The organism is Paenibacillus polymyxa (assembly GCF_015710975.1).
Lineage (GTDB): Bacteria > Bacillota > Bacilli > Paenibacillales > Paenibacillaceae > Paenibacillus > Paenibacillus polymyxa.
In genome coordinates this window covers 806,185-831,386 of the sequence record NZ_CP049783.1, presented here as the reverse complement: position 1 = coordinate 831,386, position 25,202 = coordinate 806,185, and the positions used below count along the sequence as shown (strand labels likewise).

The window sequence follows — 25,202 nt, the reverse complement described above, 5'->3', positions numbered from 1 at the left end:
ATTTTAGTGTATTACAGCACTGTGAATTTTGGTCATAAAGGGTGATAGAGTAATGATAAGGAACCTATTAAAATAAATATACGAACAAACATTCGTTTTATGTTTTATTAACGATGTTTGTAGGAGGGTCGAGAAATTCAGCTGACAACGGTTCAAAAGCGTCAATAAAAAGGAAGGGAAACAATATGAAGCTGTTTGTAACTGTAAAAAGTTTGGGAAAGCGTAAACCCGCACTCGCACAACAGGAAATAGAGCTGAGCCCTACTCCAGAAACATTGCGAGATTTGATTACAGCAACCGTTGCCCTGAATGTTCAAAAGCTACGGGAAAAGCAGGAGAGTGTCGCGCTGATTCCGTTCCTCACGGGAGAGGAAATTCAGGCACAAGGCGAGACAGGCAAAGTTGGATTCGGTTCCATATATAATGATGGTGTTCCTAATATTGAGGCTGCCGTGAACACGGCGATGCAGGCCTTTGAGGATGGTTTATACAGGGTTTTTGTATGTGATGAGGAAGCGATTGAACTGGACGCTCCTTTGTCACTTCATGCAGGGGATGAGATTGTATTTATACGCTTCACAATGTTGGCTGGAGGCCTATGGTAGAGGAGGAGATGAAATATGCATCAGGAGAACAATGAGCAAGAATATTTCGCCACACTGAAAGAGCGCGCGGCGCAACTGGGTGGACAACAGCAGGAGTTGGCTCAGTATGTTGTGGAACTGGGTAAGCTTCATTACATACAAGAGGTTGAGGAGCCATTTATCAAATGTCAGCAAATACTGAAAGAACGGGCGGCAGAAAGCGGAGAACCGCTGTTCAAGCCACTGGCAGAAGTGTTGCGTTCTCTAATTGGACAAACAGCTGGCGATGTGTTTGCACATCTAACCGAGCATGTGACCGAATATCCTTACAGCACTGGGTATGAGCGCAGACCGTTTCGCACTTCGGAAATTACCGCTCATACTTCCCGGGTTTATAAAAAAATGGTGCAGTTGATCCGAATGGACTGTATCGGATTCTCTATAATGGATTATTTAACGAAAAAGGATTACGAACCAGGCAGGGATTACCGGATTCAGGAAACGATTGGGGATTGGATTGCTTACGAGCTAGACAACGGCAATTCACAGGTGCTAGAGGCGCTAAAAGCTATTATTTATGGGGATAATCAGGCGGCGCTACTTACGCGCAATATGATTAAAGGCATGCTGCTAAGCCATCAAGATGAGAATTATCACATGATTGGCGAGCTGCTGGCAGCGGCCAGGCTTCAAGAGGGATTGCGCCAAAGCATTGTGGAGCAAATGGATGAAGGAACTCCTCAGGCTCTCATTTATCTGTTAAAGGTGATCATCGACCAAGGCTTCATTCGATACAGTTCGGTAGTGCGGGCGCTTGCAGTGTGGACGGGCATGGGCTTGGAATCTGCCAATCAGCGGGTCGTTCGCCAGCTGATCGAGCAGGCATATGAAGCATTAACTCGCACTGAACTGCGCCAGGAATGGCTGACCAGCTCAAATGCTAACGAACTGTATATGAGCTTGTGGGCTACGGCAGTACATGAGGAACGTGATTTATATGGACAGGTTCGCCAACTTATGGAGCAGGGAGCAGCATACCAGAAGATTGTAGCACAGTATGTACTGTCTAATACTAAAAACAAGGATCTGCGCCTCGGAATTGCGAGAGAATATCTGGATGAGACGGACCCGGAGCTTCGCTATTGGATACTGACGAACTATACAACTGATTATTTTTATGAATGGGTAGAAGGCGGGACGGTCGCGGATCGAATCGTTAAAGTGGCGCGCACTCCTTTGCTGGAGAGCAAAGAGGAGCGTCGTAAGGATTTTGAACGACTTCATAATCTATTTGTACATATGAAAAAGGGTGAGTCTACCGAGCCTTCCAAGGTGCTGGATTATGTAAACCTGTATCACCGCTCGGATGCACCTATTCAAAAAATGCTGTATCTCGCTGGTTATGATATGGATGCTTCCTGGATTGGGGAAATTATAGCCTTAAAGGATCAGATTAGCCCTAATCTGCGCGGCGAGATATTGAACCATTTTGTGCAGAACCCTGAGGATGCGGTACAGCGTGATTTTATTTTTTCCAGCTTGTCTGACAAAAGTATGAGTATCCGTGAGTTCGCTGTGGCCAAGGCGCGCAAGCTGACGCTGTCGGAACCAGAAATGCAGCAAATGGAAGCTTTATTAAAGCTCAAGACAGGCTCGTTGCGACAAAGTGTCATTGGTGTGTTGCTTTCACAATCGGAAGATCCGCTCGCTGGCTCATTGGAACGCTTGCTTCGTGCGAAGGCGGAACTGCAACGATTGGGTGGACTGGAAATATTGACAAAGATATATGCAGACCCGGATCGTGCCCAGCAGTATGAAAATCTGCGGGCTTTAGCGGATATCATTCAGCAACCCACCGCCAAAGAGGAGCAACTGCTGTCCAAGCTGGGACAGGAGGATGCTTATACAGGGACAAACGGCTTTGGCTTGTACGATCCGAATGTCAAGGAAGCTTGGTTGGAAGAGAAGGTTGATCTGGGTGATTTCCGAATGGCCGATGTTTTTGCTAGTCCATTGGAGAAGCTCAAGCAGTTTTTGAGTGGACTGGATGAGCTTATTCATCATCATCGTGATGTGGAATATACTGCGGAGTATTATTCAGGCTACAAAGATACATTGCTTATTGGGACGAATCTTCGCCCTCTACGACTGGTTCAGGTCGATGAAGAAGTAGATTCCAGGCTGTCTTTATATCCTCTTTATGAGGAATGGGAACGTTATTTGCAGGAAAGCGGCATAGAAGCACGTGATCTGCTGGAGCTTGTTTTTTATGATCGATTGGAGCCAATGGACCAAACGTTGGATCGCTACTATCGATATTTCTCATTTAACTTTGGCTATTCAGAACAAAGCAAGCAAAAGCTGCTAGAAGGATGGCGTAAAGACTTCGCCGAACAAATGTATCCTTTAGAGCGGATTAACGAGGTTCAAAAGTGGATGGCAGAGCTGACCTATTCCGATCAGGTAAGCACATTAATTAATGCTTATTTTATGGACACAGCCGGTTCCGAAACATTTGACGTAATCGACCTTGCCTTCAATTCACTAATGCAAAGTATGCCTAAGGATAGACCTGTAGAGGATATGGGAATGTTTCATTTATTGTCCGGCCCGTGGTTGGCATTGGAGAAAGGGCGAGTCCATGATAATGAGTCCTTTAAGCGCTTTTTCCATACCTTTGTGAACTACGCAGAATGGCCAGGCATGGAAAATCGTTTTTATTCTCCGCTGGATCTGGAGGATCACTTCAAAGCCTATGAAAAAGGACTGATCAGTGTAGGTGAAGTGTATCGGGAGCTGCTGGCCGGTAGTGAAAGCAGAAGGCATATGAGCACCTTAACCAATGCTCGTAATACATGGATTTCCAGCAAGCCAGAATTTTTGGAGATACGTCGTACGGTTATTGATCGACTGCTGGAGGTTGAATTGGTTCGAGGCGATTTGCCTACCGAAGCCACGTCAAAGGTGATGGGTCTGAGCCGGATTGAAGGCATGGATTATTTTATCCGTATTCTGGAGGGGCTCGACAAGGAAACGTTCGTGCGTGGTTATGTGTATGGCTACGGTGATCGTATTACCAAAAAAGAATCGTTCAGCCACTTGCTCAAGGCATGTTATCCAAGTGATGGCGAGGATGCTGCATTACTCAAGGAGAAGCTGAAGAAAACTAAAATTACAGATAAACGTTTGTTGGAGGCGGCAATGTATGCCCCACAATGGATTGAGATTGTAGCAGGCTATCTCGGGTGGGAAGGACTTCGCAGTGCAGCATGGTACTTCCATGCGCATATCAATGAAGGCTTTTCGGCTGAGAAGGAAACGATTGTAGCTCATTATTCACCGATAGCTCCGCAGGATTTTAATGATGGTGCCTTTGATATTCACTGGTTTCATGAGGCCTATGAGACGCTGGGCGAGGAACGATTTGATCTGCTGTACGACTGTGCCAAGTATATTTCGGCTGGAGCCAATCATCGTCGATCCCAATTGTTTGCGGATGCAACGCTGGGTAAGCTGAAACGGAGTGAAATGGAAAAATCAGTGGAAGATAAGCGAAACAAAGACCATTTGTTGACCTACAGTTTGATTCCACTTGCCGAGCCGCCTGAACCAGATGTCCGCGAACGTTATGATTTTATCCAGAAGTTTCTGGAACAAAGCAAGAAATTTGGGGCACAGCGGAAGGCTAGTGAGGCACTGGTTTCACGGATTGCGCTCGGGAATTTGGCACGTAATGCAGGTTATGATGACGTAACCCGTCTCGTCTGGGACATGGAAGCTCGCAAGCTGGATGATCTCCGCTCTTATTTTGAGCCCCATGCCTTGGATGAGGCTACAACGATACAACTGGTCATTGATGATGAAGGAACGGCAGATATTGAAATTGTCAGCAAAGGGAAGACGCTGAAATCCATTCCGGCTCGTTTCAAGAAGGATGAGTATGTTACGGCGTTGAAAGAGCTTAAAGGAGATCTGGTAGACCAATATCGCAGAGCTCGCAAAGAATTGGAACGCTCTATGGAGTCTGGTACGACCTTTATGGTGAAGGAATTAAGAGGATTGTTAGGCAATCCTGTGCTTGCTCCGCTGGTGAGGACACTGGTTTTCAAAGCTGGTGATCACCTCGGTTATTTTAATGGGGATACGTTGGTGTTGACTGCTCCTTCTGCTGAACAGCATACTATTGGAGAAGAGGATAAGTTGGTTATTGCACATCCACTTCATTTGTACGAAAGTGGTCGTTGGAGCGAATTCCAGAAGGACTTATTCGACCGCCAGATACGCCAGCCATTTAAGCAGGTGTTCCGTGAGCTGTATCTGCTGAATGCTGATGAACGTGCCAACGCGACAGTTTCCCGTCGGTATGCGGGACATCAGGTACAGCCGAATAAAACGGTATCCTTACTAAAAAGTCGCCAATGGACAGTCAGCTATGAAGACGGACTCCAGAAGGTGTACTATGCCGAGAATCTGATTGCGAACCTGTATGCCATGGCCGACTGGTTCTCACCAGCGGATACTGAGGCTCCTACACTGGAGACCGTGCAGTTCTTTGATCGGACAACATATAAGAGCGTGCCTTTGGAGGAGGTTCCACCTGTTCTGTTCTCTGAAGTTATGCGGGACGTGGATCTGGTCGTCAGTGTTGCTCATGTAGGCGGCGTTGATCCAGAGGCTAGTCTGACAACCGTTGAAATGCGTAAGGTCATTGTACAGGAATCCCTTCGTCTGCTAAAAATTAGCAATGTACGCTTAGATGGGAATTACGCACGTATAGATGGGAATCTTGGCGAGTATGCGGTGCACCTCGGAAGCGGTGGGGTCTACAAGCAAGCCAAGGGAGCACTGCACATTATTCCGGTGCATTCGCAGCATCGTGGTCGCATCTTCCTGCCGTTTCTGGATGAGGATCCAAGAACAGCCGAGATTCTATCCAAAATAGCGTTGCTGGCTGATGATCAGAAAATCAAGGACCCACAAATTCTTGAACAGCTTCAAGCGTAGGATAGAAATTGTAATATAGAGAAATTCATAATTAACTCAACGTTCGCATCTAGACAAGGTTTCAAATCATCGACTGTGCAAGTGGAAGCTAAGTTTAGCTGCGGAGGTTGAGTTATTTAATATCAGGTATGAATCGAGCACGAATAAGGAGATATGCGTAAAAAGTTGTTCCTGGTTTTGAAGGGAAGCTTACGACATCACAATTGACGATAATAGGAGAATACAGCGATGATAAATAGTATCCTTTTACAAGAGTACACAACTGAGTATCAATCGCAAGTAGTCGATTTAATTCTACATATTCAACAGAACGAATATAATATCGCCATCACTAAAGAAGATCAGCCTGATCTGCTTGATATTGAAAACTTTTATCAGCATGGTAACGGCAACTTCTGGGTGGCTCTTCACGAAGGAATCGTAGTAGGGACGGTTGCCTTACTAAATATCGGAAACCATAAGACGGCGCTCAGAAAGATGTTTGTCAAACAAAACTATAGAGGCAAAGCCTTTAATGTTTCGAATCAATTACTTCAGCATGCCATAGGATGGGCCAAGGAACGGTCTGTTGAGGGAATCTATCTTGGAACAACACCGCAATTCGTAGCCGCTCATCATTTTTATGAGAAGAATGGATTTGTTAGTATAGCTCTTGATGAATTGCCAATGGGCTTTCCAGTTATGAAAGTAGATAAAAAGTTTTACAAATACACCATTTAATAAATGGCCTGAACCAAGATGATCCTAAAGGAAATTCCTGCTCAAAACTGACTTCGTGCTCGCCTCGCTGCCTTCCTGCCGAGCTGCAATACAAACTGCCGCCGAGCAGGAATTCCTTTTGTTTAGGACAGGTGTTTGCTAGAATGAAGAAGACCGTGTAAGCCAATGTTAACTATACAACTGGGAGGGATACAAGTATGAGCAAAAAGATTAAATGGGGAATTGTCGGTACGGGATGGATCTCAGATCAGTTTGTTGCCGATCTGCAACATGTTACGAATGGAGAAGGATACGCCGTTGGATCACGCAATATTGAAAGCGCTACCGAATTTGCAGCCAAGCATCAAATGGCACAGGCTTATGGTAGCTATGAGGAATTAGTGCAAGATTCCGAGGTCGATGCTATTTACATAGGGACTCCTCATCCTTTTCATAAAGAAAATGTTCTAGCAGCTCTACGAGCGGGCAAAGCCGTCTTATGTGAGAAACCCTTCACCGTCAACAGCAAAGAGTTGGAGGAACTAATCCGTTACGCCCGTGACCATAAGCTATTCCTGATGGAAGCAATGTGGACGCGTTTTTTGCCTCCGATTCGCCAAGTGCGGGAGTGGATACATGCGGGACGTATTGGTGAAGTGAAGCTGGTGAAGGCGGAATTCGGTTTTCGCATAGATTGGAACCCAGAGGGAAGATTATTGAATCCCGAGCTGGGCGGAGGGGCATTATTAGATGCGGGAATTTACCCCGTTTCTTTTGCTTCGATGGTGTTTGGCCCTGAACCAGAGCATGTATGGAGTACTGCTTATATCGGGGAAACTGGCGTTGATGAGACATTTTCAATCATGTTGGATTATGGAAAAGGACGTACAGCTATGCTTAATGGGGCAGTTCGTCTCGGACTGACGAATGAAGCTTATATCCATGGAACCAAGGGCTATATTCACATTCCGTCGTTCCTGAATGGTACATCGGCTACTTTAGTTGTGGACGGTGAAGAGGCACAGAACTTTCAGGATGATCGTTCCTCTACAGGCTATGCTTTTGAGGCAGAAGAAGTCGGGCGCTGCTTGAACGAAGGTTTGCTCGAAAGCTCTACTATTTCTTTGGATGAATCATTAGGAATCATGAAATTGATGGATCAGATTCGTTCACAGTGGGGACTTCGGTATCCGTTTGAATAATCACATTGAATCCACAGTGCTTCCAGGGACCGTTCAGGTTCCTGGATTTTTTTGTTATCTGAACTTTTTTATACATAAGTATTCCCAATTCCCTAAAATAGAGGCTTTGGTCACACGCTAAAAAAGACCATAGAAGCATGTCAAAGTGTGGGACATATGAATCATTTTTTATGATTATAAATAGTTAAAAATTACGTCATTAAAAAGTTACAAAAGTGTAATCTTATGATCGGTTAACTGAATTGTTAGCGCTCTCTTTTTATGAGAAAGAATGAAGGTCCTAGTGTTCTTCTTCCAAAAACTTTCAATGAAATTTCCGAAAATGTGCGGTAGGGTGGTAAACGTGTCACTTGAGCCATTGCGGCTTTTGCTGATTTGCTTGCTTACCCCGTGGCTCTGGATTTTTGTTGGAGCTCGCAGGGTCGAGAGCCTTTGCAAGCCTGTGAGCGTTGAATAGGCATTCACCTCATGACCAAACATCAAGGAGGAATTACAAACGTGAAAGTAAAATCAACATGGGTGTTCCGTATGGTGATGATGACAGTCATTGCGGCTGTTGTGATCGGACCTATGCATATTGCAGGAGCGGCAGGAAGCCGGACAGATCGGCCTTGGATGAACACGTCCCTGTCGGCTGAGAAACGGACAGCATTGCTGTTACAAGAAATGACGCTGGAAGAAAAAATAGATCTGGTGACTGGTAAGGTCAACAATTATTATGGATTTTATAATAATTCGATGGAACGGTTGGGTATTCCAGCGTTAAAGATGGCAGATGGACCTGCGGGTGTGCGGATCGCCAATCCGGATGTGCAGGACAAGCAATCAACTGCGTTGCCGGCCCCTATTGCACTGGCTGCAACGTGGGATACTCAGGCTGCCAAACAATATGGAGATTTGCTTGGAGACGAGGCTTTTAATACAACTCATAATGTGGTGCTTGGACCGGGGATGGATATTGCCCGTATTCCATGGGGATCGAGAAACTTTGAATCTATGGGCGAGGACCCGCTACTGCAATCGCAAATGGTGACCGCTTATGTCAAAGGTGTACAAAGCCATCCTGTTTTGGCGACTGCGAAACATTACCTTATGAATAATCAGGAGACGGAGCGTTTCACGACAAATGTCAAAGTCAGTGACCGTGCGCTGCATGAAATTTACATACGCCCGTTTGAGGAGGCTATTGCCAAGGCAGATTTGGGCGGAGCTATGTGCTCCTTTAACAAGGTCAACGGCGAATCGGCATGTGAGAACAAGACCATCCTGACAGACCTTTTGAAAAAGGAAATGCAATTCCAGGGCTTCGTGATGAGTGATTATGGCGCGAATCTGAGTACAGTCGAATCGGCAAATAGCGGCTTGGACCTGGAAACACCGGGAACCCCTTATGGTAAATGGGGAGATCAACTGCTTGATGCGGTCAAGACTGGTAAAGTAAGTGAACAAACGATTGATGATAAAGCTAAGCGTATTCTGGTGCAGATGTTCAGTAAAGGTTTGTTTGATCACCCGGCTCAAAATAATCAAATTGATGCCCGTGACCATGGTAAAACAGCCCGTCAATTGGCTGAGGAAAGTATGGTGCTGCTTCAAAATAAAAACAACGTATTACCGTTGTCTCAAGATAAACTCAAATCCATTGCTGTGATTGGTCCAGATGCAGATAACGGCACTGTGGCAGGCGGAGGCAGTTCGTTGGTGAACCCGACGTACACGGTGAGTCCGCTGGAGGGCATTCGTAATCGTGTAGGCAAAGGAGTTACCGTCCAGTATGCACCGGGCACGGATCCTATTTCTGCGGGGGACATTATGCCAGGTCCATCAGCTGTTCCGTCTTCGTTGCTGACCACATCCGATCAGAAAGAGAATATCAGTGTTGGATATGCGACTTATGGCGATGCTGAGCAGGGACTGCGAGGCGAATACTGGAAGAATAACAAGATGGAAGGCAATCCGATTCTTGTGCGCAATGATGATCAAGTCAATATGAACCTTGGCTTTTATAATTATCAGGGTTTCAATGCGAAGTCCCCTAAAGTTCCTAATACACCCACGACCCTGAACGGTTTGATATCTGCACGCTGGACAGGGGCTATTGCAGCTCCCAAGGATGGTGACTATGCATTGTCATTAACCAGTTTGGGATCAAGCAAGCTGTATCTTGATGATAAGCTATTTGTAGATAATCAGGGTACGAAGCTGGAAACAACGAAGAAAAACATCTCGTTCAAAGCGGGGGAAAAACATAAGATACGTATTGAATATCGTGCCGATTATCCAACAAATGGTCGCGATTCTGGCGGTATGGTTCGTCTGGGCTGGGAGCCTCCGGCAGATACGACAGACAAGCTGATTGACAATGCTGTAAAGCTGGCCAAAAAATCGGATGTTGCGATTGTGGTCACACGTACGTATGAGAGCGAAGGATATGTGGAGCGTTCCGATATGGAGCTGCCGAACAATCAGGATCGGCTGATCCGTGCGGTTGCCGCTGCCAATCCGAAAACCATTGTGGTACAAATGAGCGGCAGAGCTGTGCAGATGGACACCTGGCAGGACAAAGTTCCTGCGATCGTACAGGCATGGTTTGCTGGTCAAGAGCAAGGGAATGCCATAGCGCGCGTCTTGTTTGGGGATGTAAATCCTTCTGGCAAGCTACCGGTAACCTTCCCGGTTAACGAGCAGTCTACACCTGTATCCTCACCGGAGAAATTTCCGGGTGTCAATGGAGTGGGTGACTATTCAGATGGTATTTTTGTAGGCTACCGTGGATATGAAAAATCGGGTATCCAACCTGTGTTCTCCTTTGGACACGGTTTATCCTACACGACTTTCGGATACAGTGATTTGAAGGTAAAACAGCATGCGAGTGGAAAGAAATCCGATCGTACAAGTTCAGTCGAGGTTTCGCTTAAATTGAAAAACACTGGGAAAAAAGCTGGAGCTGAGGTTGTACAGGTATACAGCGGTAAGCTCCCGACCAATGTAGAGACCCCATCCCGTCAACTGGCAGGTTGGGCCAAGGTGGAATTAAAGCCGGGCCAAGAGAAGAAAGTCCGCATTGAGCTTGACCCGAAAGCTCTCTCTTATTGGGATGAAAAATCCAAAGCATGGGTTATGCCATCTGGTGAAGTTCCGATTTATGTAGGCAGTTCCTCTCAGGATACAAGACTGACAGGAAGTGTTACGATTCCGGCAACCTCTACAGAAAAGGCAAAAAAGTAATCCCGTTATATTCCTTTTAAAGTGGTTAAATTTCAAGAGAGCACGGGCACTAGCACCGGCTCTCTTTTGCTATAAGTAGGTAACCATTCTAATAGGATTTAATAGGTATGCAAAGGGAAAACCGAGTGAAAGCTGTAATAGTAGGAACGATGGAGACAGGATGATTATAGAGAGAGGAGGATATAGATGAAGAAACTCCAAAAACAACGACGTTCTGACTTCTTGCTGCTTATAGTTGCAGCTATCATCTTGATTGGTGCTATTCTGGTCAGTCTGGCTATGCAGAATGGTGTGAACACGGCAGGCGAAAAGAATGTCAGTATGTGGCTAACCACACCGGACCCCGCGAATCGTCTAACACAGCAAGCCCCAATTCCATGGAGAATAGACGACAGTAACGAAGCTGCAGCGAGTGCGGATACACTGACGGTTGAGATTAGACCCAATATTCGTTACCAGACGATAGAAGGGTTTGGTGCAGCCGTGTCCGGTTCGTCCGCATATCTGATGAATCATGGCATGTCTGCCAATCAGCGTGACCAGTTGCTCAATGATTTGTTTACAGCTGGCGGCATTCAATTAAGCTATATTCGCCATACCATAGGAGCATCAGATTATTCAGTGGATGAACAGGGACAACCTAGCAGCTATACTTACGATGATGTGGCAACCGGCAAGGACTATGAGCTAAATCATTTTTCCATTGCCAAGGATCGGGATGTGATCGATGTGCTGAAGCAAATTCTGAGAAGAAACCAGGATCTACGGATTATGGGGACTCCTTGGACGGCCCCGCCCTGGATGAAATATGGTGAGCAGATATATAACGGCTGGTATTTGGACTATACCGATCCGCGTGTCTATCAGGCGTATGCTGACTATTTTGTTCGTTATATACAAGCCTTTGCGAACGAGGGAGTCCCAATTCAGGCGATTTCCATTCAAAATGAACCGGAATTCACCACGTCCAAGTATCCCAGCATGAGTATGGGAGCAGTGGAGCAGGCGAAATTTATCAAGCAATACTTAGGCCCTGCTTTAAGTCGAAACGATTTGTCTACCCACATTATTGCCTTTGACCATAACTGGGATACAGGGAGTGAATATGCCAAGACCGTGCTGGGAGACGAACAGGCTCGAAGCTATACGCACGGAACAGCCTTTCATTGCTACCAAGGAGAGCCGACAGCGATGACAGACGTGCACGATGCTTTTCCGGATAAGCCTGTTTATATGACAGAATGCAGCGGAGGAGCATGGAGCTCAGGCTTTGGAGATGATTTAAGCTGGGATATGTCCAAGCTGATTATTGGTGCACCTCGAAACTGGTCGCAAAACGTCCTCTTTTGGAATATTGCACTTGATCCATCCGGCGGTCCGGCCAATGGTGGATGTACCAACTGCAGAGGTGTAGTGACCATCGACCCGTTAAGCGGTGCCGTTACAAAAAATGTAGAATACTATGCGATTGGACATGCCAGCAAATTTGTTCGTCCAGGTGCGGTACGTATTGATTCTACCCACTATAGTGGAAGTATCGAAACAGTCGCTTATCGTAACCCCGATGGTACGCTGGTCCTGATTGCCGCCAATACGGGAGAGAACACCAAGACCTTTAAGGTTCGGCAGGGAAATCACGTTTTCAAATCAACCCTTCCATCCAAGTCAGCAGCTACCTTTCAATGGGAGCCTACAACTTCCTGATACGGTCTCTACATCAATGTTTATAAAAATTTTAGAGTGCTTAGCCCTAACTGGCTAAGTGCTCTTTTTTCTCTACCAAGTTCCAATTGTGAATAAATAAAATTTTAATATTGTTCAGAATCGGTTCAGAAGCGGATGATAAGATCTTTTCACTAACAAAAGAATGAACCGTGTACGAGGAAAAACTGGTGATCAAGAACCAATAAAGAATGGCAGAAGGCGCTAATCGTGATGTTGCTGGCAGGTATGGCATGAAGACCACAGCTTTGTTCATGTGGAAAAGAAAGGGGACACGTCAGTAATTGTGAGTAAAGCGAATACAGTATCTTTTACCGAGGCGGTGCGTGCGGCAGGTCTAATGACTGAGGACCCAACAGGAGCTTTCCACCCGGGTGCTCCGGTGAGTCATGAGGAATGTGGTAGTTCTATAACGAATCCAACACCCACACCTAACCATGTACCTGTTACAGCCACAGTTCCTCCCGATCAATATGGCATTGTAGGTTCTGGAGATACACTAGTAGATTTAAAAAATGTATTTTTTGGTGCTGATCAGGATGAGCTATCGTATCATGCGATCACTTCAGATGTAAACGTAGTAAAAGCAGAAGTAGCAAGTCAACAGCTTACGTTAAAGCCCAAATCAGCAGGAAGCACACAGGTGTTTGTGACAGCAGAGGATGGGAAAGGTGGTAGAGCGAGCGTGTTTTTCACCTATACAGTCACTGGCTCTACTTATAGCTCAACTTTGATCTAATTAGATGTTACAAAGCTGGACGTTCACGTTGTATTTAGTGGTACCGCCTGGCAGAGCGATTATATTTCAGGTTCATTAGGAACCACAGGAGGCATTTTTTTTGTTCTTTTCACAATATGTCGATGGTGGAGACGGTCGCATCGTGCTGCAATTGTTTTACAACCGAGAATGTGACTTCTCTCATAAAATAGAAGGATATGAGCTGGAGGTTCACCAATTCATGAAAAATACGAACCGCATGAACGTGTCCAGCATAGCGCTATATCCGGTTAACCCATTAATACCGTATCTGATCATAAACAGCATCTTTTACAATTTTATGGATGTTACAAATGTTTCCTATTTTAATCAAGAGGGTCATTTTTATAACCCAAGCGAATTTAATACGGTCGCATATGTACTAAAATATCATGGAACTGTGGTAGATGTGCTTGGAGAGCCTCATTCGCAGGATCAATTGTTTCCTCAAGGTGGGACATTTGTTCGTAAACAAGGTATAACATGCGGATCGCCCGTTTTTAATCAGCAGAATGAGTGGATTGCATACCCGAAAGGTACTTATCAATATGTGGGAAGGCATACACCTTAATTGTGTATATTGGGGGGAGGCAAAAAAACTTCGAACAGAAAAGCTGAAGGTTTTCACTGCATGTATCTTACAATATTTGGTAAACTCACTTTTGCGAAATTAGTTTATAAGGATTGCTTGGTAAAAAATTAGAGATTTCCATACAGATTTGGTTGGATGCTTCTAATGGAGAAAGATGTGTAGTTATGCATGAGTTATGCTTGGCAGTAGCTTGCTTTTCAACGTTTCCCATCAATCTACCGGGTCATATTCTCCGGCTAACACAAGAATGGAAGAATTGTAACAAAAGATTAAGACTTCAATGAGCGAGAATTATAGTATCCTTGAATGAAAGTTCAACACTCCAAGGAGTAGTTTTCCTTCGCGGTCTCTACTCCTTTTGGCATTAAGCTAAAGGGAAACGTTTGTTTAATCAAACAGCGGTAGTCTAGGACTTTATTTCTCGTCCAAGGCTGCTGCTGTCTTTTTTTTGGGACAATCGGATACTTATTTTATCGAGTTTGCCGATTTTGAAAATTGAAAAGACGCTTGGAACTGTATATCTAGTCTAATATTTTACTTACTTATGCTTATGCCAGGTATTTTTTTATGATGTAGTTTTCCTATATTTGTAACCAAATCGGTTTTGCCTCTGTTAACTTCCCTCGTGTCCTCAATGTAATTGAAGTAGCGATCCGTTATCAATTTTGATTGATTTGTCTTCTGTTATTAGTACAAGCATTTTTCATCCTCTTAGCATGTAATAGAGCATGAGGGGAGGTGAATCCAATTGGCTAATACACGTCGTCCAGTAAAAAAGAAAATAACGCAATATAACTCTCCAGAACACAGATGTCACAGAAGATGTCGCAGAGCTTGCTGGTATGGTGACCACTGGGATCTTTGCGAGGAATGCAGAGTAGACCATAACGGAAACAACAACAGCTCGCGCAAAAATAGTGGTAAAAGCAGCGTTGTGAAGAAAGTGAAAAAAATCAAGAAAACTTGCAAATGTGGAAAACGATAAGTGTAATCAAAAACATCTGTTTGCGCTTAAAAGCCTTCTCTGTTAATACAAGAGGGGGCTTTTAAGGTTATAAAACCACAATAAAAAACATATCGGGGGATATATGATGCTACACTTACAATGGTGGCTGCATTAGGTACTTCTGTATCCGCTGCACCTGTTGTTCCGTCGGCTGATACTTCAGTTTCGGTTTCTGCTTCTGAAGCTTTAACAAAAGATCAAGCTACATCCGAAACTGCTGTCGATCAATCCGAGCAAGAGGCTCAAAAAGTTGTCACAAAATACTTAACTGCTATGCACGAAAAGAATTTTTCGGATGCAGTAAAAAAACTGATTTTGATAAAATTGAAGTTGTTGGTGCCCAAAAAGAATCCGATTCGAGTGTAGCAGTTACAATCAAAGAGGATGGGGAAAAACAAAATTTGAAAGTACTCAAAGATGGTGAAGAGTGGAAGTTGGTTCTTGGTGATGGCAATCCTGCAACCGTTAAAGCACTGAATCCATCTGAAATTTCTACAAATGCGGCTGTAGACTATTATAGACTTAGTGGGGTTCAATATGGAACTGTACGGTTCATCCCATTCTGCGACAATCAAGGATGGCAAGACACAGGTATTAATGGCGTAGAAGCTAAAAATAAATATGAGATTGTGGAAGATGTATGGAATGGATGGAAAGATTGGAGTGTCCCAGAGAAAATATATGGAAACAGTTCTGAAAACAATTCAAAAACCTGGTACAGTAGAACCTTTGATGGTATCCCGCCAGGTAGTGGATATCATATCAGAATCACTGGACTAACCCAACCACAAGGTTACGGTGCAAGCGGAGCAGGGAATGTTTACGTAAACTAAAACGTGAATTAAAAACAGCTTCCTTTTTACTGGAACCTGTTTTTTCTTTTTTTTACTAGCTTTTACAGCTATACTATTTTGTGAAGGGAGGTGAGTGAAATTTGAAAAAAGCAATAGTATTTTTTGTTATGTTAATTGCAGGTCTAGTTGTAACCGAGCAGGCAATTGATATTCTTACGACTCGTGGACGTGGTGAAGCAATTTACAAGATGGGTATGTTAATCCCTGCCCAAGATTTTTATCTATACTTATATGGGTCCATTTTTTTGTTGATAGGGGTTTTGCTTATCTTGTCTCCTTTACTATTCAGAAAGTTTTTTATGACCAGAGAAAAGAGAGTATCAACTAACTCTAAAGTAAAGTGGAATTTGAAAAGAGCGGTAGTATTTTTTATTATGCTAATCGCTGGTCTAATTGTAACCGAGCAGGCGATTGATATTCTTACGACTCGTGGACGTGGTGAAGCAATTTACAAAATGGGTATGTTAATCCCTGCTCAAGATTTTTATCTATATTTGTACGGGTCTATTTTCTTGTTGTTAGGGATTTTGCTTATCTTGTCTCCTTTTCTATTTAGAAAGTCTTTTATAGCCAAGAAGAGTGTCTAAGGTTTGGAAACAATAGGGGTTGGTAAGCATGTCTACTTGCTCTGATTGCAGTCATAATAGGTATTATTTTGTTCGGATTTCTGTTTACTTATTTGTTTATCGTTATCAGAAGATGGAAAAGAAAGCGGAATAAAATGACTTGATCGGAATGAAAAAGACGTTTCTGGGAAAGCAGGAACGTCTTTTTAATGTTCCTCGTGCTTGGCATGTTCCTCGGCTCAATTGTTGTCTTCCGAAGACATTGGGATCTCGTACCAGTTCCTTCAGTTGAATTGTTTTCATTCAAAAAACGAACGCTACATTTGAAGCTGCAATGCTGATTGATTGAGAAGTAGGGGGTTTCTGGAGAAATTCAGGAGAGCCCTTTTTAATACATGGTTGAAACTAAAGGCTGGTTTTAACCAGCCGGGGTATCTGTAGCAAGTAGACTGACTGATCGACAAGTAAGGGAGCGACTCCCTCTGTTTCATATTTAATAAATAAAAATTTGACATCAATCAAATCATATTTCCCTCGGTTGTCCTCCAAAAAGTCTTGAAGATATCCCATCTCCCACTAACCATTAATAATCCTACTTTTGAGAGCTTCTTTTTCACTAGGAACCATACCTAACAGGAGAGAGGCAATACCTGCTGCCAAGCTAGGTGCAGTGTATCCTTTTGTAAATGCGATCATTAATGATCTCCTTGTACTTAAAGTTTTTAGATGATTATAATGAAAATATAGTTTATATTTAGACTTTTTGAAGTTGTAGAGTCCTAATATATCCAAACACTTCAATTACAAAGGAGAGAATTCATTTCATGAGTATACATTTAGAGTTGGATTCCTTGTCGGTTGAAAGGCTAGCAATGGTCCTTTCAGGACGGCCAGGCATGTTCAAGTTGTTTTATGATACAGAGGATTGTGGATGCAACGGCGTACTTACCATTTTGGTGATCGATGCACCGAATGCAACCGACACAGCAATTCAGTCCGATTCGTATTCTTTTTGGGTAGATCGGCAGCAGGAGCAGCAGTTCGATAGCCAAATGCGGCTTGAGGCAGATCCAAGTTACCCATCGTTCAAAGTAAGTAGCGATGCTGGTATATTGAGCAACAATGTTAGAATTCAAGATCGGCGTGTAAACTCGTCCAAGGCGTGATATGCGGAGGTAATAAAAATATTAAGCACCAAAAAGCAATGCTAAATTAACACCAGCTTCCCAAAAACGAACCTTGTTAAGCCCATAGGGCAGAGGTTCGTTTTTACAATAATCTTTATGATAATTTCAGAAGGACGATGAGATGATGAAAAACTTGCTCGTTTCTGGCTATCGTGCCCATGAGCTGAATATTTTTAGTCAAAAGCACGAAGGTATTCCATACATTAAAAAGGCGATTGCAGGCAGACTGATTCCCCTGATCGAAGAAGGGCTGGAATGGGTAATTACCCCTGGTCAATACGGGGTGGACTTGTGGGCTTGCGAGGTCGTCATTGCATTAAAGGAGCAATATCCTCACTTAAAATGCTCTATTATGATGGCTTATCAAAATATGGAGGAAAAATGGAAAGAGGATAAAAAGGAATATTTTCAGCAGATTTGTGCCGAAGTTGACTATGTGGGAGTGGTTAGCCGCCAGCCGTATCAGGGAATATGGCAACTCAAGGCACGGGATGAACTCCTTTTCCGCAAAACAGACGGTTTATTGCTTGTGTACGATGAGGATGCCGGAGAGGGCAGCCCACGTTTTATGAAGGAACTGGCATTGAAAAAACAACAGGCAGAAGGCTATCAATATATCAGTATTAGCTCAGAGGATATCCAAAGCATAGCTGACGAAGAACGATTATTCATGGACCTCTGATTTTTAAAGCATTAGCCCGGATTTTTGAACAAAAAGGACGGAATCGTCCCTTTACAATGATGCAAGCGCTATCATAAGATTTAAACAACCATAACTTATCAGTCCTATAAAATAAATTTATTGAAAATACAAACCATGAAAGGAGCTAATGATCAGATGAACAAAAAATTTCGGCATACTGTGTTGCTCTGTCTTGGTGTCATGTTGTGTGGAGTAGTCACTCCAATGGATAGCCCAATCTCAGCTGCGTCTACGAGGCAAATGGAGAAGCTGAACAGGGGAACTGTCGCAGTGAAGGTACCAGAGGGGATACTGGTGAGCTGGCGTTTATTGGGTACGGAAGCGGATTCGGTTGGCTTCAATCTGTACAGAGGGTCAAGCAAGGTGAATGATGCGCCGATTACATCGAGAACCAACTTTCTGGACAAGGCAGGTACGACATCATCTTCGTATACCGTTCGTGCTGTGGTCAATGGAGCAGAGCAGGCTGCTTCACTAGCGGTAAAGGTATGGAACAACAACTATCTGGACGTTCCCATCCAGCAGCCTGCAGGAGGCACAACCCCGGATCATGTGAACTACACGTACAATGCCAATGATGCCAGTGTGGGGGATCTCGATGGGGATGGCGAGTATGAGATTGTGTTGAAATGGGACCCTTCCAATTCTAAGGATAATTCGCAATCCGGTTATACGGGAAATGTATTTTTGGACGGATATGAGCTGGATGGAACACGCAAATGGCGAATTGATCTGGGACGGAATATTCGGGCTGGTGCACACTATACGCAATTTCTCGTCTATGATTTTGATGGAGATGGTAAAGCAGAGGTTGTATGCAAGACAGCAGACGGCACGGTAGATGGTACAGGAGTAAAGATTGGCGACGCTTCGGCTGATCATCGCAACACGAGTGGATATATTTTGAAAGGTCCCGAGTTTCTAACTGTGTTCTCAGGTGATACAGGCAAGGCTCTTAGCACGATTGACTATGTACCTCCGCGCGGAACGGTGTCCAGCTGGGGAGATAACTATGGTAACCGTGTGGATCGTTTTCTCGCCGGGGTTGCTTATCTGGATGGCGTAAGACCCAGCATAGTGATGGCACGTGGTTACTACACGCGCACCGTTCTAGTCGCATATGATTGGCGGAACGGCAATCTAAGCCGCCGCTGGACCTTTGACAGCAATAGCTCCACCAACGCCGGGACGGCTGGACAGGGGAATCACAGTTTGAGCGTGGCAGATGTAGATGGAGATGATAAGGATGAGATCGTGTATGGCTCGCTGGTTGTAGACGATAACGGGGCGAAGCTGGCTAACACGGGGATGGGGCACGGCGATGCACTTCATGTCGGCGATTTGGACCCGGATCGTTCAGGTTATGAAGTGTTCAAGGTGAACGAGGACAAAAATGCCACTTACGGAGCCGCCATGTATGATCCGCGTAATGGCAACATTTTATGGGGCGTAAAAACAGGCAAGGATACCGGACGAGGCATGTCGGCAGACATTGATCCGCGTACCAAAGGAAACGAGCAATGGGCACCGGGCATTGGGTTACGTTCAGCCAAGGGAGAGCTCATTACCAACACGATGCCGTCCTCCATTAACTTCGGAATTTGGTGGGATGGGGATCTCCTCCGTGAACTGCTGGATCATACCTCCTCAAGCGCTGGTAAAATCGACAAGTGGAACTATACGAACTCGACGACTTCCAACTTGCTTACGGCCACAGGGACGAGTTCCAATAACGGGACCAAAGGAACGCCGTCGCTGCAGGCTGATCTGTTCGGTGACTGGCGGGAGGAAGTCATTTGGCGCAAAAGTGATAATTCGGCGCTTCGTATCTATACAACAACTTATGAGTCAGAACACCGATTTTACACGCTTATGCATGATCCGGTGTACCGCCTGAGTGTGGCCTGGCAGAACGTAGCCTATAATCAGCCACCGCACACCGGATTTTATTTGGGAGAAGGGATGTCCAAGCCCCAGCAGCCGAACATATACACTCCTTGATGTGCAGCAGCTCGATAGTGGGGTGAGTGCAGGTTAAATGAATAGTATCAGATAGGGCTCCAGGCTAATCGGGGCTCTTTTTGTTATGGGCATAGAAGAGTACGTATGATTTCCATAATAATGGGAACATTAGTTCTTATCGAGGTAATTTATGTATGGAAAAGGAGGCGGAATCTGTGAGTTCTTTAACGACAGAAAGCATGATCGAGCTCGTAACTAATGTCGGATTCCCTGCAGCACTAAGCCTGATTCTGTTAAAATACATTCTCGTCACCCTTAACCGTAGATTGGAGCAGCTGGACCAATCTATGAAGCAAATGTCACGATCCCTGGAAGAGATCGAGGAAAAGCAGGAGAAGCGGTCAGAACCTACGCTCCCGGTAAATACGGACAAACTTCGCGCAGAATGAACAAAAAAAGGCAAATAGAAACAATTTAGCAACCCAATCGAGAAACAAAATTCTTATAATAGAGACGTGTGCAGTTTATGCAGACATATGATTATGGAGGTGTATAGAAGTATGAAAATAAATACGAAACTATCCGCACTATGTGTTGCGGCCACACTTTTGAGCGCGGCACAGGTTGCCGCTGCTGCGCCCGCTGTGTCCGCTCCAGCGAACGCAGCGCAACCAAGCGTCGCCGTTCCGTCAGCTACCGTACCGGCCCAGGTGCCAGCACCAGCAGCATCTGCGTCTGTTACGACGCCGGCTCCTGCGCAAGCGCCGTCAGTTCCAGCAACAACAGCCCCAGCCGCAGGTTCCGTCCAAACGGCTAAACCAGCAGCTCCGTCTGCACCAGCACCGCGCCCATCTACGTCGGTAGCGCCAGCGGCTGTCCCGTCCGTACCATCGACTGCCAAGCCGTCCAAGCCGCAGCAGCCGTCCACTTCGGCGCCAGCTGCAGCTACGGCTACCAGCGTGAAACCAACCCAGCTGGACAAGCTGAACCACGAGAGTGCGATTCCGCTTGTGCTGGAGGCACATTCTCGTTATCAGTATGCCATCAGCGGTGGCAACTCGGTGGGTGAAGCGTTCCAGTTGAACGGTAAAAGCTACCGCTATTTGTCCGAGGACATCGGTACGAAGACCAAATTGATCAACTATCTAACGCAGGCATATACCAAACAGGCCAGCGAGCAATTTGTCAGTAAATTTTTTGTTGAGGTCAATGGTAGACTCGCTCAATTGAACGCAGACGGAGGCAATCTGCTAGAGTTCAGCCGAGCTACGGCGAAAATGGTAACTATGACTCCGGTGAAGCGCAGCTACCTGCTGACCGTGCCTTATCCGGCAGAAGCCAAACAGCCAAACGAGAAAATCACCGTGAATTTTGAAAAGGTCGGCAGCTACTGGAAGGTTAGCTCCGCGCCGCATGTTATTTTCTAAATTAAGTTTGTGCAACGTTCTTAATAAATAGGGTATAGTGATGTTAAGGCTTGTTTCGTAAGCCCCAATTCAACGCAGGGGAGAGCTGTGCAATGATGACACCCATCAAGGTAAAAAACGTTAAGGATATTGAGAAGATCAATCAAATCGTATCCAATTATACGTATGACATCTGGATTCATGGCAAAAGCGGCATGGCAGATGCCAAATCCATTTTAGGCATGTATGTGCTCAAGCTGGATGAGCCGCTAACTCTGGTTGTACCTGACAACATCAATCCCAAAAAGCTGTTCAAGGAGTTGGAGGAATTTATTCATTTTCCTGCTCAAGCAGAATAAACAGCAAAGAAGGATCTGCAGACACTGTTTTACGCTATTTTTCAAAATGAATGCAAAGAAGCCATGGAACTCAGGTTCCACGGCTTCTTTTTTAATGTTCTTCCTCGTCCAAAAACGGGAGATTCACCGAATAGTACATAACCCCCATAAGCAGCACGCCACCCACCAGATTCCCAAGCGTAACCGGAACGAGATTATGGATGACGCCAGCGACAGAGACCGTACCCGGATGGTCCAGCACGAGCGCAATGGCGAAAGTACACATGTTAGCTACACTATGCTCATATCCCGAAATGAAAAAGCAGAATACAAACAGCATCATAGCGAACATCTTTGCGCCATTTTCCTTCATAAACATCGGCACAAAAAAGGCGAGGCAGACCAGCCAATTACACAAAATAGCGCGGAAGAATAGCTGCATTGCAGGCGCTTCCATTTTATGCTCAACTACGTTCAGCAGAAAGCTGTTCACGCTGGAGGAGTCAAACAGCCCTGTCAGGTATATAAGGAGTGCGAATACCCCCGCACCTAACAAGTTACCTCCATAGCTGGCAGTCCACAATCGAAGCACCTGACCCCAGCGCAGCTTTTTACGGAGCGCAGCATAGGTGTAATAGAAGGTGTTGCCAGTAAACAAATCACCGCCGCCGTACGCGATCAGAATGATGGCTGCCCCAAAGGTGAGCGCCGCCATGGGATAAGTGAATGGAGAATGCTCCATGTAAAAAAAGTTACCCGTCTTGAAGGCGACAATAACGCCGAATCCGATAAACATACTCGCCAGCATGGAACGCGCCAAATACCGGAGCAGGCTTTGCTTGTAAATTTTGTACTTCTTCAGGGCTAGCTGTTCGACATTGCGTAAGCCTTCCGTTTCCATACCAACGACAACCTCCTATTTTCTCATATCTAAGTCATTAAACCGACTTGATTTTTCCCGAAACATGCTCAGTGTGTCAAACAATTCTGTTAGCTTAACAAACCAAGCTTTTGCAGTCCGTATAAAATACCGTCTTCATCTGCGCGTTTTGTGACCATTTTAGCAGCGGCTTTGGCTTCATCACAACCGTTCCCCATCGCGACACTGTTATGTATAGTTGTCAGCATCTCCACATCGTTTAATCCATCGCCAAAAGCGTATTGATTCTCATCGGCAATGCCCAGTCTGGATGTAATTTCGCGGATTCCCTTTGCTTTAGAGCCAGAGTGAGGAACAACGTCCACTGAACTTGGATGCCAGCGTACAAAGTCAAATGCTTTGAATACCGCTTCATAGTAAGGCTCTTCTTCTGCTGTACACATTAACAGCGTCTGATAAATATCTCTCCCTTGGAAATAGAGCGGATCGTACCCAACCGAAATCTTGGCCTTAAGCGTTTGGACCGATTTCTCCACAAGCTCATCGTTAGGAATATTAGCCTTCATGTCCATATGATCCATATATACGAGAGCATGATTATGTGTGAGTGCCAGATCAGTCATCGCTTGCAAGGCTTCTCGATTCAGCGGATTGGTAGCGACGACTTCCCCACGGAGCACGACATATTGCCCGTTAAAGCTAACGTAGGAATCAATTTCTAACTGCTCGCGGATATCCTTGAACATAAAAGGCGCACGTCCTGTTGCGATGGCTACCTCATGTCCTTGCTCTTTCAAAGCAAAGACAGCTTTTTCAGCCGTTAACGGCATCTTCTTCTCATCGTCCAGTAATGTACCGTCGATATCAAAAAAAATAATTTTTTTGTCTGACATGTCCTTACACCTGACTTTCAATAATATATTGTCGAAATAAACTCATATGGATTCATTATATCAAAGGAACTGCTTCTGGATACACAAATACGTATAAATCCTCATGAATGTCCGACCTCTATAGCTTACAATATGAAATAAGGATTACTGTAAACTTTAATGTCTATCTCCTATTTTCGAAGATGGGATGTGATCACCATGACAAAAATCCAAGTCACACCGGAGCAGCTGGATAACGTGGCCTCCCAATTTGCCAATGCCCACGGCATACTGTATAACCAGCTGAACGGTCTGGATAGCACAATGAACCGCCTTCACAGCCAGTGGGATGGTATGGAGAGAAATCGTTTTTATAATGACTATCGCACAGCTAAATATACGCTTTCTTCTATATTAAATAAGGTTCAATCCATTGAAATTGAGCTGAAAAGCATTGCATTGAAGTTTAGAAATGCGGATGCTGGGAGCACACGTGGCTTCTGGTCAGCCTTGGCAGCAGCGATGAACGCTAGTGCAGCGCTGGCGGGCAGCGGAGAGGCTGGAAATCATGCTGAAGATATCGTGAATTCACCCAAAAATATAGACGAGTGGGAGCAGGCAGACGCGGATAAATATCATCAATATGAGGAACTATTGAAAAACGCGGAGACCATCGGCGACAAGCAAGTCATGCAGAAAATCCACGACCAGATGAATGTCCTGAGGCTGCAATACGAGGACTCGGTTACTCGTACAGATTACAATACAGGAGAGACTTCCAAGATCACATCCGATTCCCTTGTTGCCGTCACTGAACTGACAGGTAAAGACGGGAGCAAAACAGATATATCTATAGATAAAAAAGGAAATATTATAAGTTATGAGCAAAATACGGACAAATACGATTACTGGGTCCAAAAGCATACTCAATCAGCCGGAGAACACGCTCTAGGTAAAACGGCCCAGACCGTTACCGGATATGGAATGGGTCTTATTTTGTCGCGCGGGACTGGCGTCAGTGGAGTAGGTTCGGGTGCAGCCTCCGGCTGGGGGGAACACGTTGTCGGCATTGGTGGCGGTATGATCAGTGACAAGGTGCTGTTCTCTGTTCCTGATGAGGGAGAAACCCGTACCATGATCTACCGGACAAATAAAGAAACTGGACATGTCGAGAACATGATTATCGTCACCAAAGGTGAGAATGAAATGAAGTATCGCTATTGGGAGGATTATAACTAGGTCTTGAGCAGTGAGAGATCATAACGTGAATACGAGTATCTATAAAATCTACAGACTTTTTCAAGACTAAGCGAGCGGCAGTGGAAGACTGCGAAACTCATCAGTTGGTAAAATCTGTAGATTTTTTCGTGCGTATATTTCTAAAATTCTATTAGAGTTATTTAGTTGTTACATAGTATTTATGATTTAAGCAGCAATTTCATGGGGTAAAGGACATCTGACTCATGTAGTGTCTTTAATTTATGTTTTCAAACATAGAGCAATCTGAGCTTAAGAGCAAGGTTCAAAAAAGAGTATAATATCATAATTTGGATAAATACAATAATATAATAAGAGTGTATATTTGTTTATCTTTTAAAAATATTTAACAATTGCATAATTTAATTTTATTTATTTTTATG

At 44.7% G+C, this 25,202-nt stretch carries 20 protein-coding genes; 18 read left to right on the top strand and 2 right to left on the bottom strand.

Annotated elements, in window-relative coordinates:
- Positions 1 to 185: 185 nt before the first annotated feature.
- The 17 genes from G7035_RS03795 to G7035_RS03710 all read left to right on the top strand — a co-directional run bounded on the left by G7035_RS03795 (position 186) and on the right by G7035_RS03710 (position 21,831).
- On the top strand, positions 186 to 605 hold the full coding sequence (locus G7035_RS03795) for a hypothetical protein (RefSeq protein ID WP_016819899.1): 420 nt from the start codon (positions 186 to 188) through the stop codon (positions 603 to 605).
- Positions 606 to 620: 15 nt separating this feature from the next.
- Positions 621 to 5,588, top strand: coding sequence for a DUF4132 domain-containing protein (locus G7035_RS03790; protein WP_019686251.1), 4,968 nt, complete (start codon positions 621 to 623; stop codon positions 5,586 to 5,588).
- Positions 5,589 to 5,816: 228 nt separating this feature from the next.
- Positions 5,817 to 6,308, top strand: a complete 492-nt coding sequence (locus G7035_RS03785) for a GNAT family N-acetyltransferase (RefSeq protein ID WP_019686252.1) — start codon at positions 5,817 to 5,819, stop codon at positions 6,306 to 6,308.
- Between the two features lie 197 nt (positions 6,309 to 6,505).
- Complete coding sequence (locus G7035_RS03780) at positions 6,506 to 7,489, top strand: Gfo/Idh/MocA family protein (RefSeq protein ID WP_019686253.1); 984 nt, start codon at positions 6,506 to 6,508, stop codon at positions 7,487 to 7,489.
- Between the two features lie 498 nt (positions 7,490 to 7,987).
- Positions 7,988 to 10,717 (top strand): beta-glucosidase, encoded by a 2,730-nt coding sequence (locus tag G7035_RS03775; protein ID WP_019686254.1) that lies wholly within the window; start codon positions 7,988 to 7,990, stop codon positions 10,715 to 10,717.
- A 186-nt stretch (positions 10,718 to 10,903) separates the two neighbouring features.
- Positions 10,904 to 12,421 carry a glycoside hydrolase family 30 protein gene (locus G7035_RS03770; protein WP_019686255.1) on the top strand — a complete coding sequence of 506 codons (1,518 nt, stop codon included), beginning with the start codon at positions 10,904 to 10,906 and terminating at the stop codon, positions 12,419 to 12,421.
- Positions 12,422 to 12,725: 304 nt separating this feature from the next.
- Complete coding sequence (locus tag G7035_RS03765) at positions 12,726 to 13,178, top strand: hypothetical protein (protein WP_019686256.1); 453 nt, start codon at positions 12,726 to 12,728, stop codon at positions 13,176 to 13,178.
- A gap of 100 nt (positions 13,179 to 13,278) precedes the next feature.
- On the top strand, positions 13,279 to 13,767 hold the full coding sequence (locus G7035_RS03760; protein ID WP_019686257.1) for a hypothetical protein: 489 nt from the start codon (positions 13,279 to 13,281) through the stop codon (positions 13,765 to 13,767).
- 1,126 nt (positions 13,768 to 14,893) lie between these two features.
- On the top strand, positions 14,894 to 15,160 hold the full coding sequence (locus G7035_RS03755) for a hypothetical protein (protein WP_019686258.1): 267 nt from the start codon (positions 14,894 to 14,896) through the stop codon (positions 15,158 to 15,160).
- Between the two features lie 35 nt (positions 15,161 to 15,195).
- Positions 15,196 to 15,627: a hypothetical protein gene (locus G7035_RS03750; RefSeq protein ID WP_019686259.1), complete on the top strand. Its 432-nt coding sequence runs from the start codon at positions 15,196 to 15,198 to the stop codon at positions 15,625 to 15,627.
- Between the two features lie 101 nt (positions 15,628 to 15,728).
- Positions 15,729 to 16,235 (top strand): hypothetical protein, encoded by a 507-nt coding sequence (locus tag G7035_RS27215; protein ID WP_019686260.1) that lies wholly within the window; start codon positions 15,729 to 15,731, stop codon positions 16,233 to 16,235.
- A gap of 803 nt (positions 16,236 to 17,038) precedes the next feature.
- A complete protein-coding gene (locus tag G7035_RS03735; RefSeq protein ID WP_016819910.1) occupies positions 17,039 to 17,380 on the top strand; it encodes an iron-sulfur cluster biosynthesis family protein in 342 nt (113 codons plus the stop codon).
- Between the two features lie 145 nt (positions 17,381 to 17,525).
- Positions 17,526 to 18,083: an SLOG family protein gene (locus G7035_RS03730; protein ID WP_025364125.1), complete on the top strand. Its 558-nt coding sequence runs from the start codon at positions 17,526 to 17,528 to the stop codon at positions 18,081 to 18,083.
- Between the two features lie 156 nt (positions 18,084 to 18,239).
- Positions 18,240 to 20,105, top strand: a complete 1,866-nt coding sequence (locus G7035_RS03725) for a rhamnogalacturonan lyase (protein ID WP_445648554.1) — start codon at positions 18,240 to 18,242, stop codon at positions 20,103 to 20,105.
- 176 nt (positions 20,106 to 20,281) lie between these two features.
- Entirely contained in the window at positions 20,282 to 20,515 is a 234-nt protein-coding gene (locus G7035_RS03720) for a hypothetical protein (protein WP_016819913.1), read from the top strand.
- 111 nt (positions 20,516 to 20,626) lie between these two features.
- The gene (locus G7035_RS27790) at positions 20,627 to 21,493 is read left to right on the top strand and encodes a DL-endopeptidase inhibitor IseA family protein (protein ID WP_019686262.1); all 867 of its coding nucleotides are present in this window, start codon (positions 20,627 to 20,629) and stop codon (positions 21,491 to 21,493) included.
- A gap of 92 nt (positions 21,494 to 21,585) precedes the next feature.
- Positions 21,586 to 21,831: an HPr family phosphocarrier protein gene (locus G7035_RS03710; protein WP_019686263.1), complete on the top strand. Its 246-nt coding sequence runs from the start codon at positions 21,586 to 21,588 to the stop codon at positions 21,829 to 21,831.
- A gap of 91 nt (positions 21,832 to 21,922) precedes the next feature.
- Here the strand turns inward: G7035_RS03710 and G7035_RS03705 are convergent, their stop codons facing one another.
- Together G7035_RS03705 and G7035_RS03700 are read right to left on the bottom strand one after the other, a co-directional pair.
- Positions 21,923 to 22,711 carry a formate/nitrite transporter family protein gene (locus tag G7035_RS03705; protein WP_016819917.1) on the bottom strand — a complete coding sequence of 263 codons (789 nt, stop codon included), beginning with the start codon at positions 22,709 to 22,711 and terminating at the stop codon, positions 21,923 to 21,925.
- An 89-nt stretch (positions 22,712 to 22,800) separates the two neighbouring features.
- Complete coding sequence (locus tag G7035_RS03700; protein ID WP_019686264.1) at positions 22,801 to 23,583, bottom strand: Cof-type HAD-IIB family hydrolase; 783 nt, start codon at positions 23,581 to 23,583, stop codon at positions 22,801 to 22,803.
- A gap of 198 nt (positions 23,584 to 23,781) precedes the next feature.
- Here G7035_RS03700 and G7035_RS03695 point away from each other — a divergent pair, with 198 nt between their 5' ends.
- A complete protein-coding gene (locus G7035_RS03695; protein ID WP_016819919.1) occupies positions 23,782 to 24,801 on the top strand; it encodes a WXG100 family type VII secretion target in 1,020 nt (339 codons plus the stop codon).
- Positions 24,802 to 25,202: the final 401 nt, after the last annotated feature.

Bases quoted from the DNA above. Each gene is read 5' to 3' on its own strand.
- G7035_RS27790 (WP_019686262.1), top strand. From the start codon at position 20,627: ATGAAAATAAATACGAAACTATCCGCACTATGTGTTGCGGCCACACTT.
- G7035_RS03785 (WP_019686252.1), top strand. From the start codon at position 5,817: ATGATAAATAGTATCCTTTTACAAGAGTACACAACTGAGTATCAATCG.
- G7035_RS03695 (WP_016819919.1), top strand. From the start codon at position 23,782: ATGACAAAAATCCAAGTCACACCGGAGCAGCTGGATAACGTGGCCTCC.
- G7035_RS03710 (WP_019686263.1), top strand. From the start codon at position 21,586: ATGATGACACCCATCAAGGTAAAAAACGTTAAGGATATTGAGAAGATC.
- G7035_RS03795 (WP_016819899.1), top strand. From the start codon at position 186: ATGAAGCTGTTTGTAACTGTAAAAAGTTTGGGAAAGCGTAAACCCGCA.
- G7035_RS03780 (WP_019686253.1), top strand. From the start codon at position 6,506: ATGAGCAAAAAGATTAAATGGGGAATTGTCGGTACGGGATGGATCTCA.
- G7035_RS03725 (WP_445648554.1), top strand. From the start codon at position 18,240: ATGAACAAAAAATTTCGGCATACTGTGTTGCTCTGTCTTGGTGTCATG.
- G7035_RS03770 (WP_019686255.1), top strand. From the start codon at position 10,904: ATGAAGAAACTCCAAAAACAACGACGTTCTGACTTCTTGCTGCTTATA.
- G7035_RS03790 (WP_019686251.1), top strand. From the start codon at position 621: ATGCATCAGGAGAACAATGAGCAAGAATATTTCGCCACACTGAAAGAG.
- G7035_RS03735 (WP_016819910.1), top strand. From the start codon at position 17,039: ATGAGTATACATTTAGAGTTGGATTCCTTGTCGGTTGAAAGGCTAGCA.
- G7035_RS03730 (WP_025364125.1), top strand. From the start codon at position 17,526: ATGAAAAACTTGCTCGTTTCTGGCTATCGTGCCCATGAGCTGAATATT.
- G7035_RS03705 (WP_016819917.1), bottom strand. From the start codon at position 22,711: ATGGAAACGGAAGGCTTACGCAATGTCGAACAGCTAGCCCTGAAGAAG.
- G7035_RS03755 (WP_019686258.1), top strand. From the start codon at position 14,894: ATGGTGGCTGCATTAGGTACTTCTGTATCCGCTGCACCTGTTGTTCCG.
- G7035_RS03700 (WP_019686264.1), bottom strand. From the start codon at position 23,583: ATGTCAGACAAAAAAATTATTTTTTTTGATATCGACGGTACATTACTG.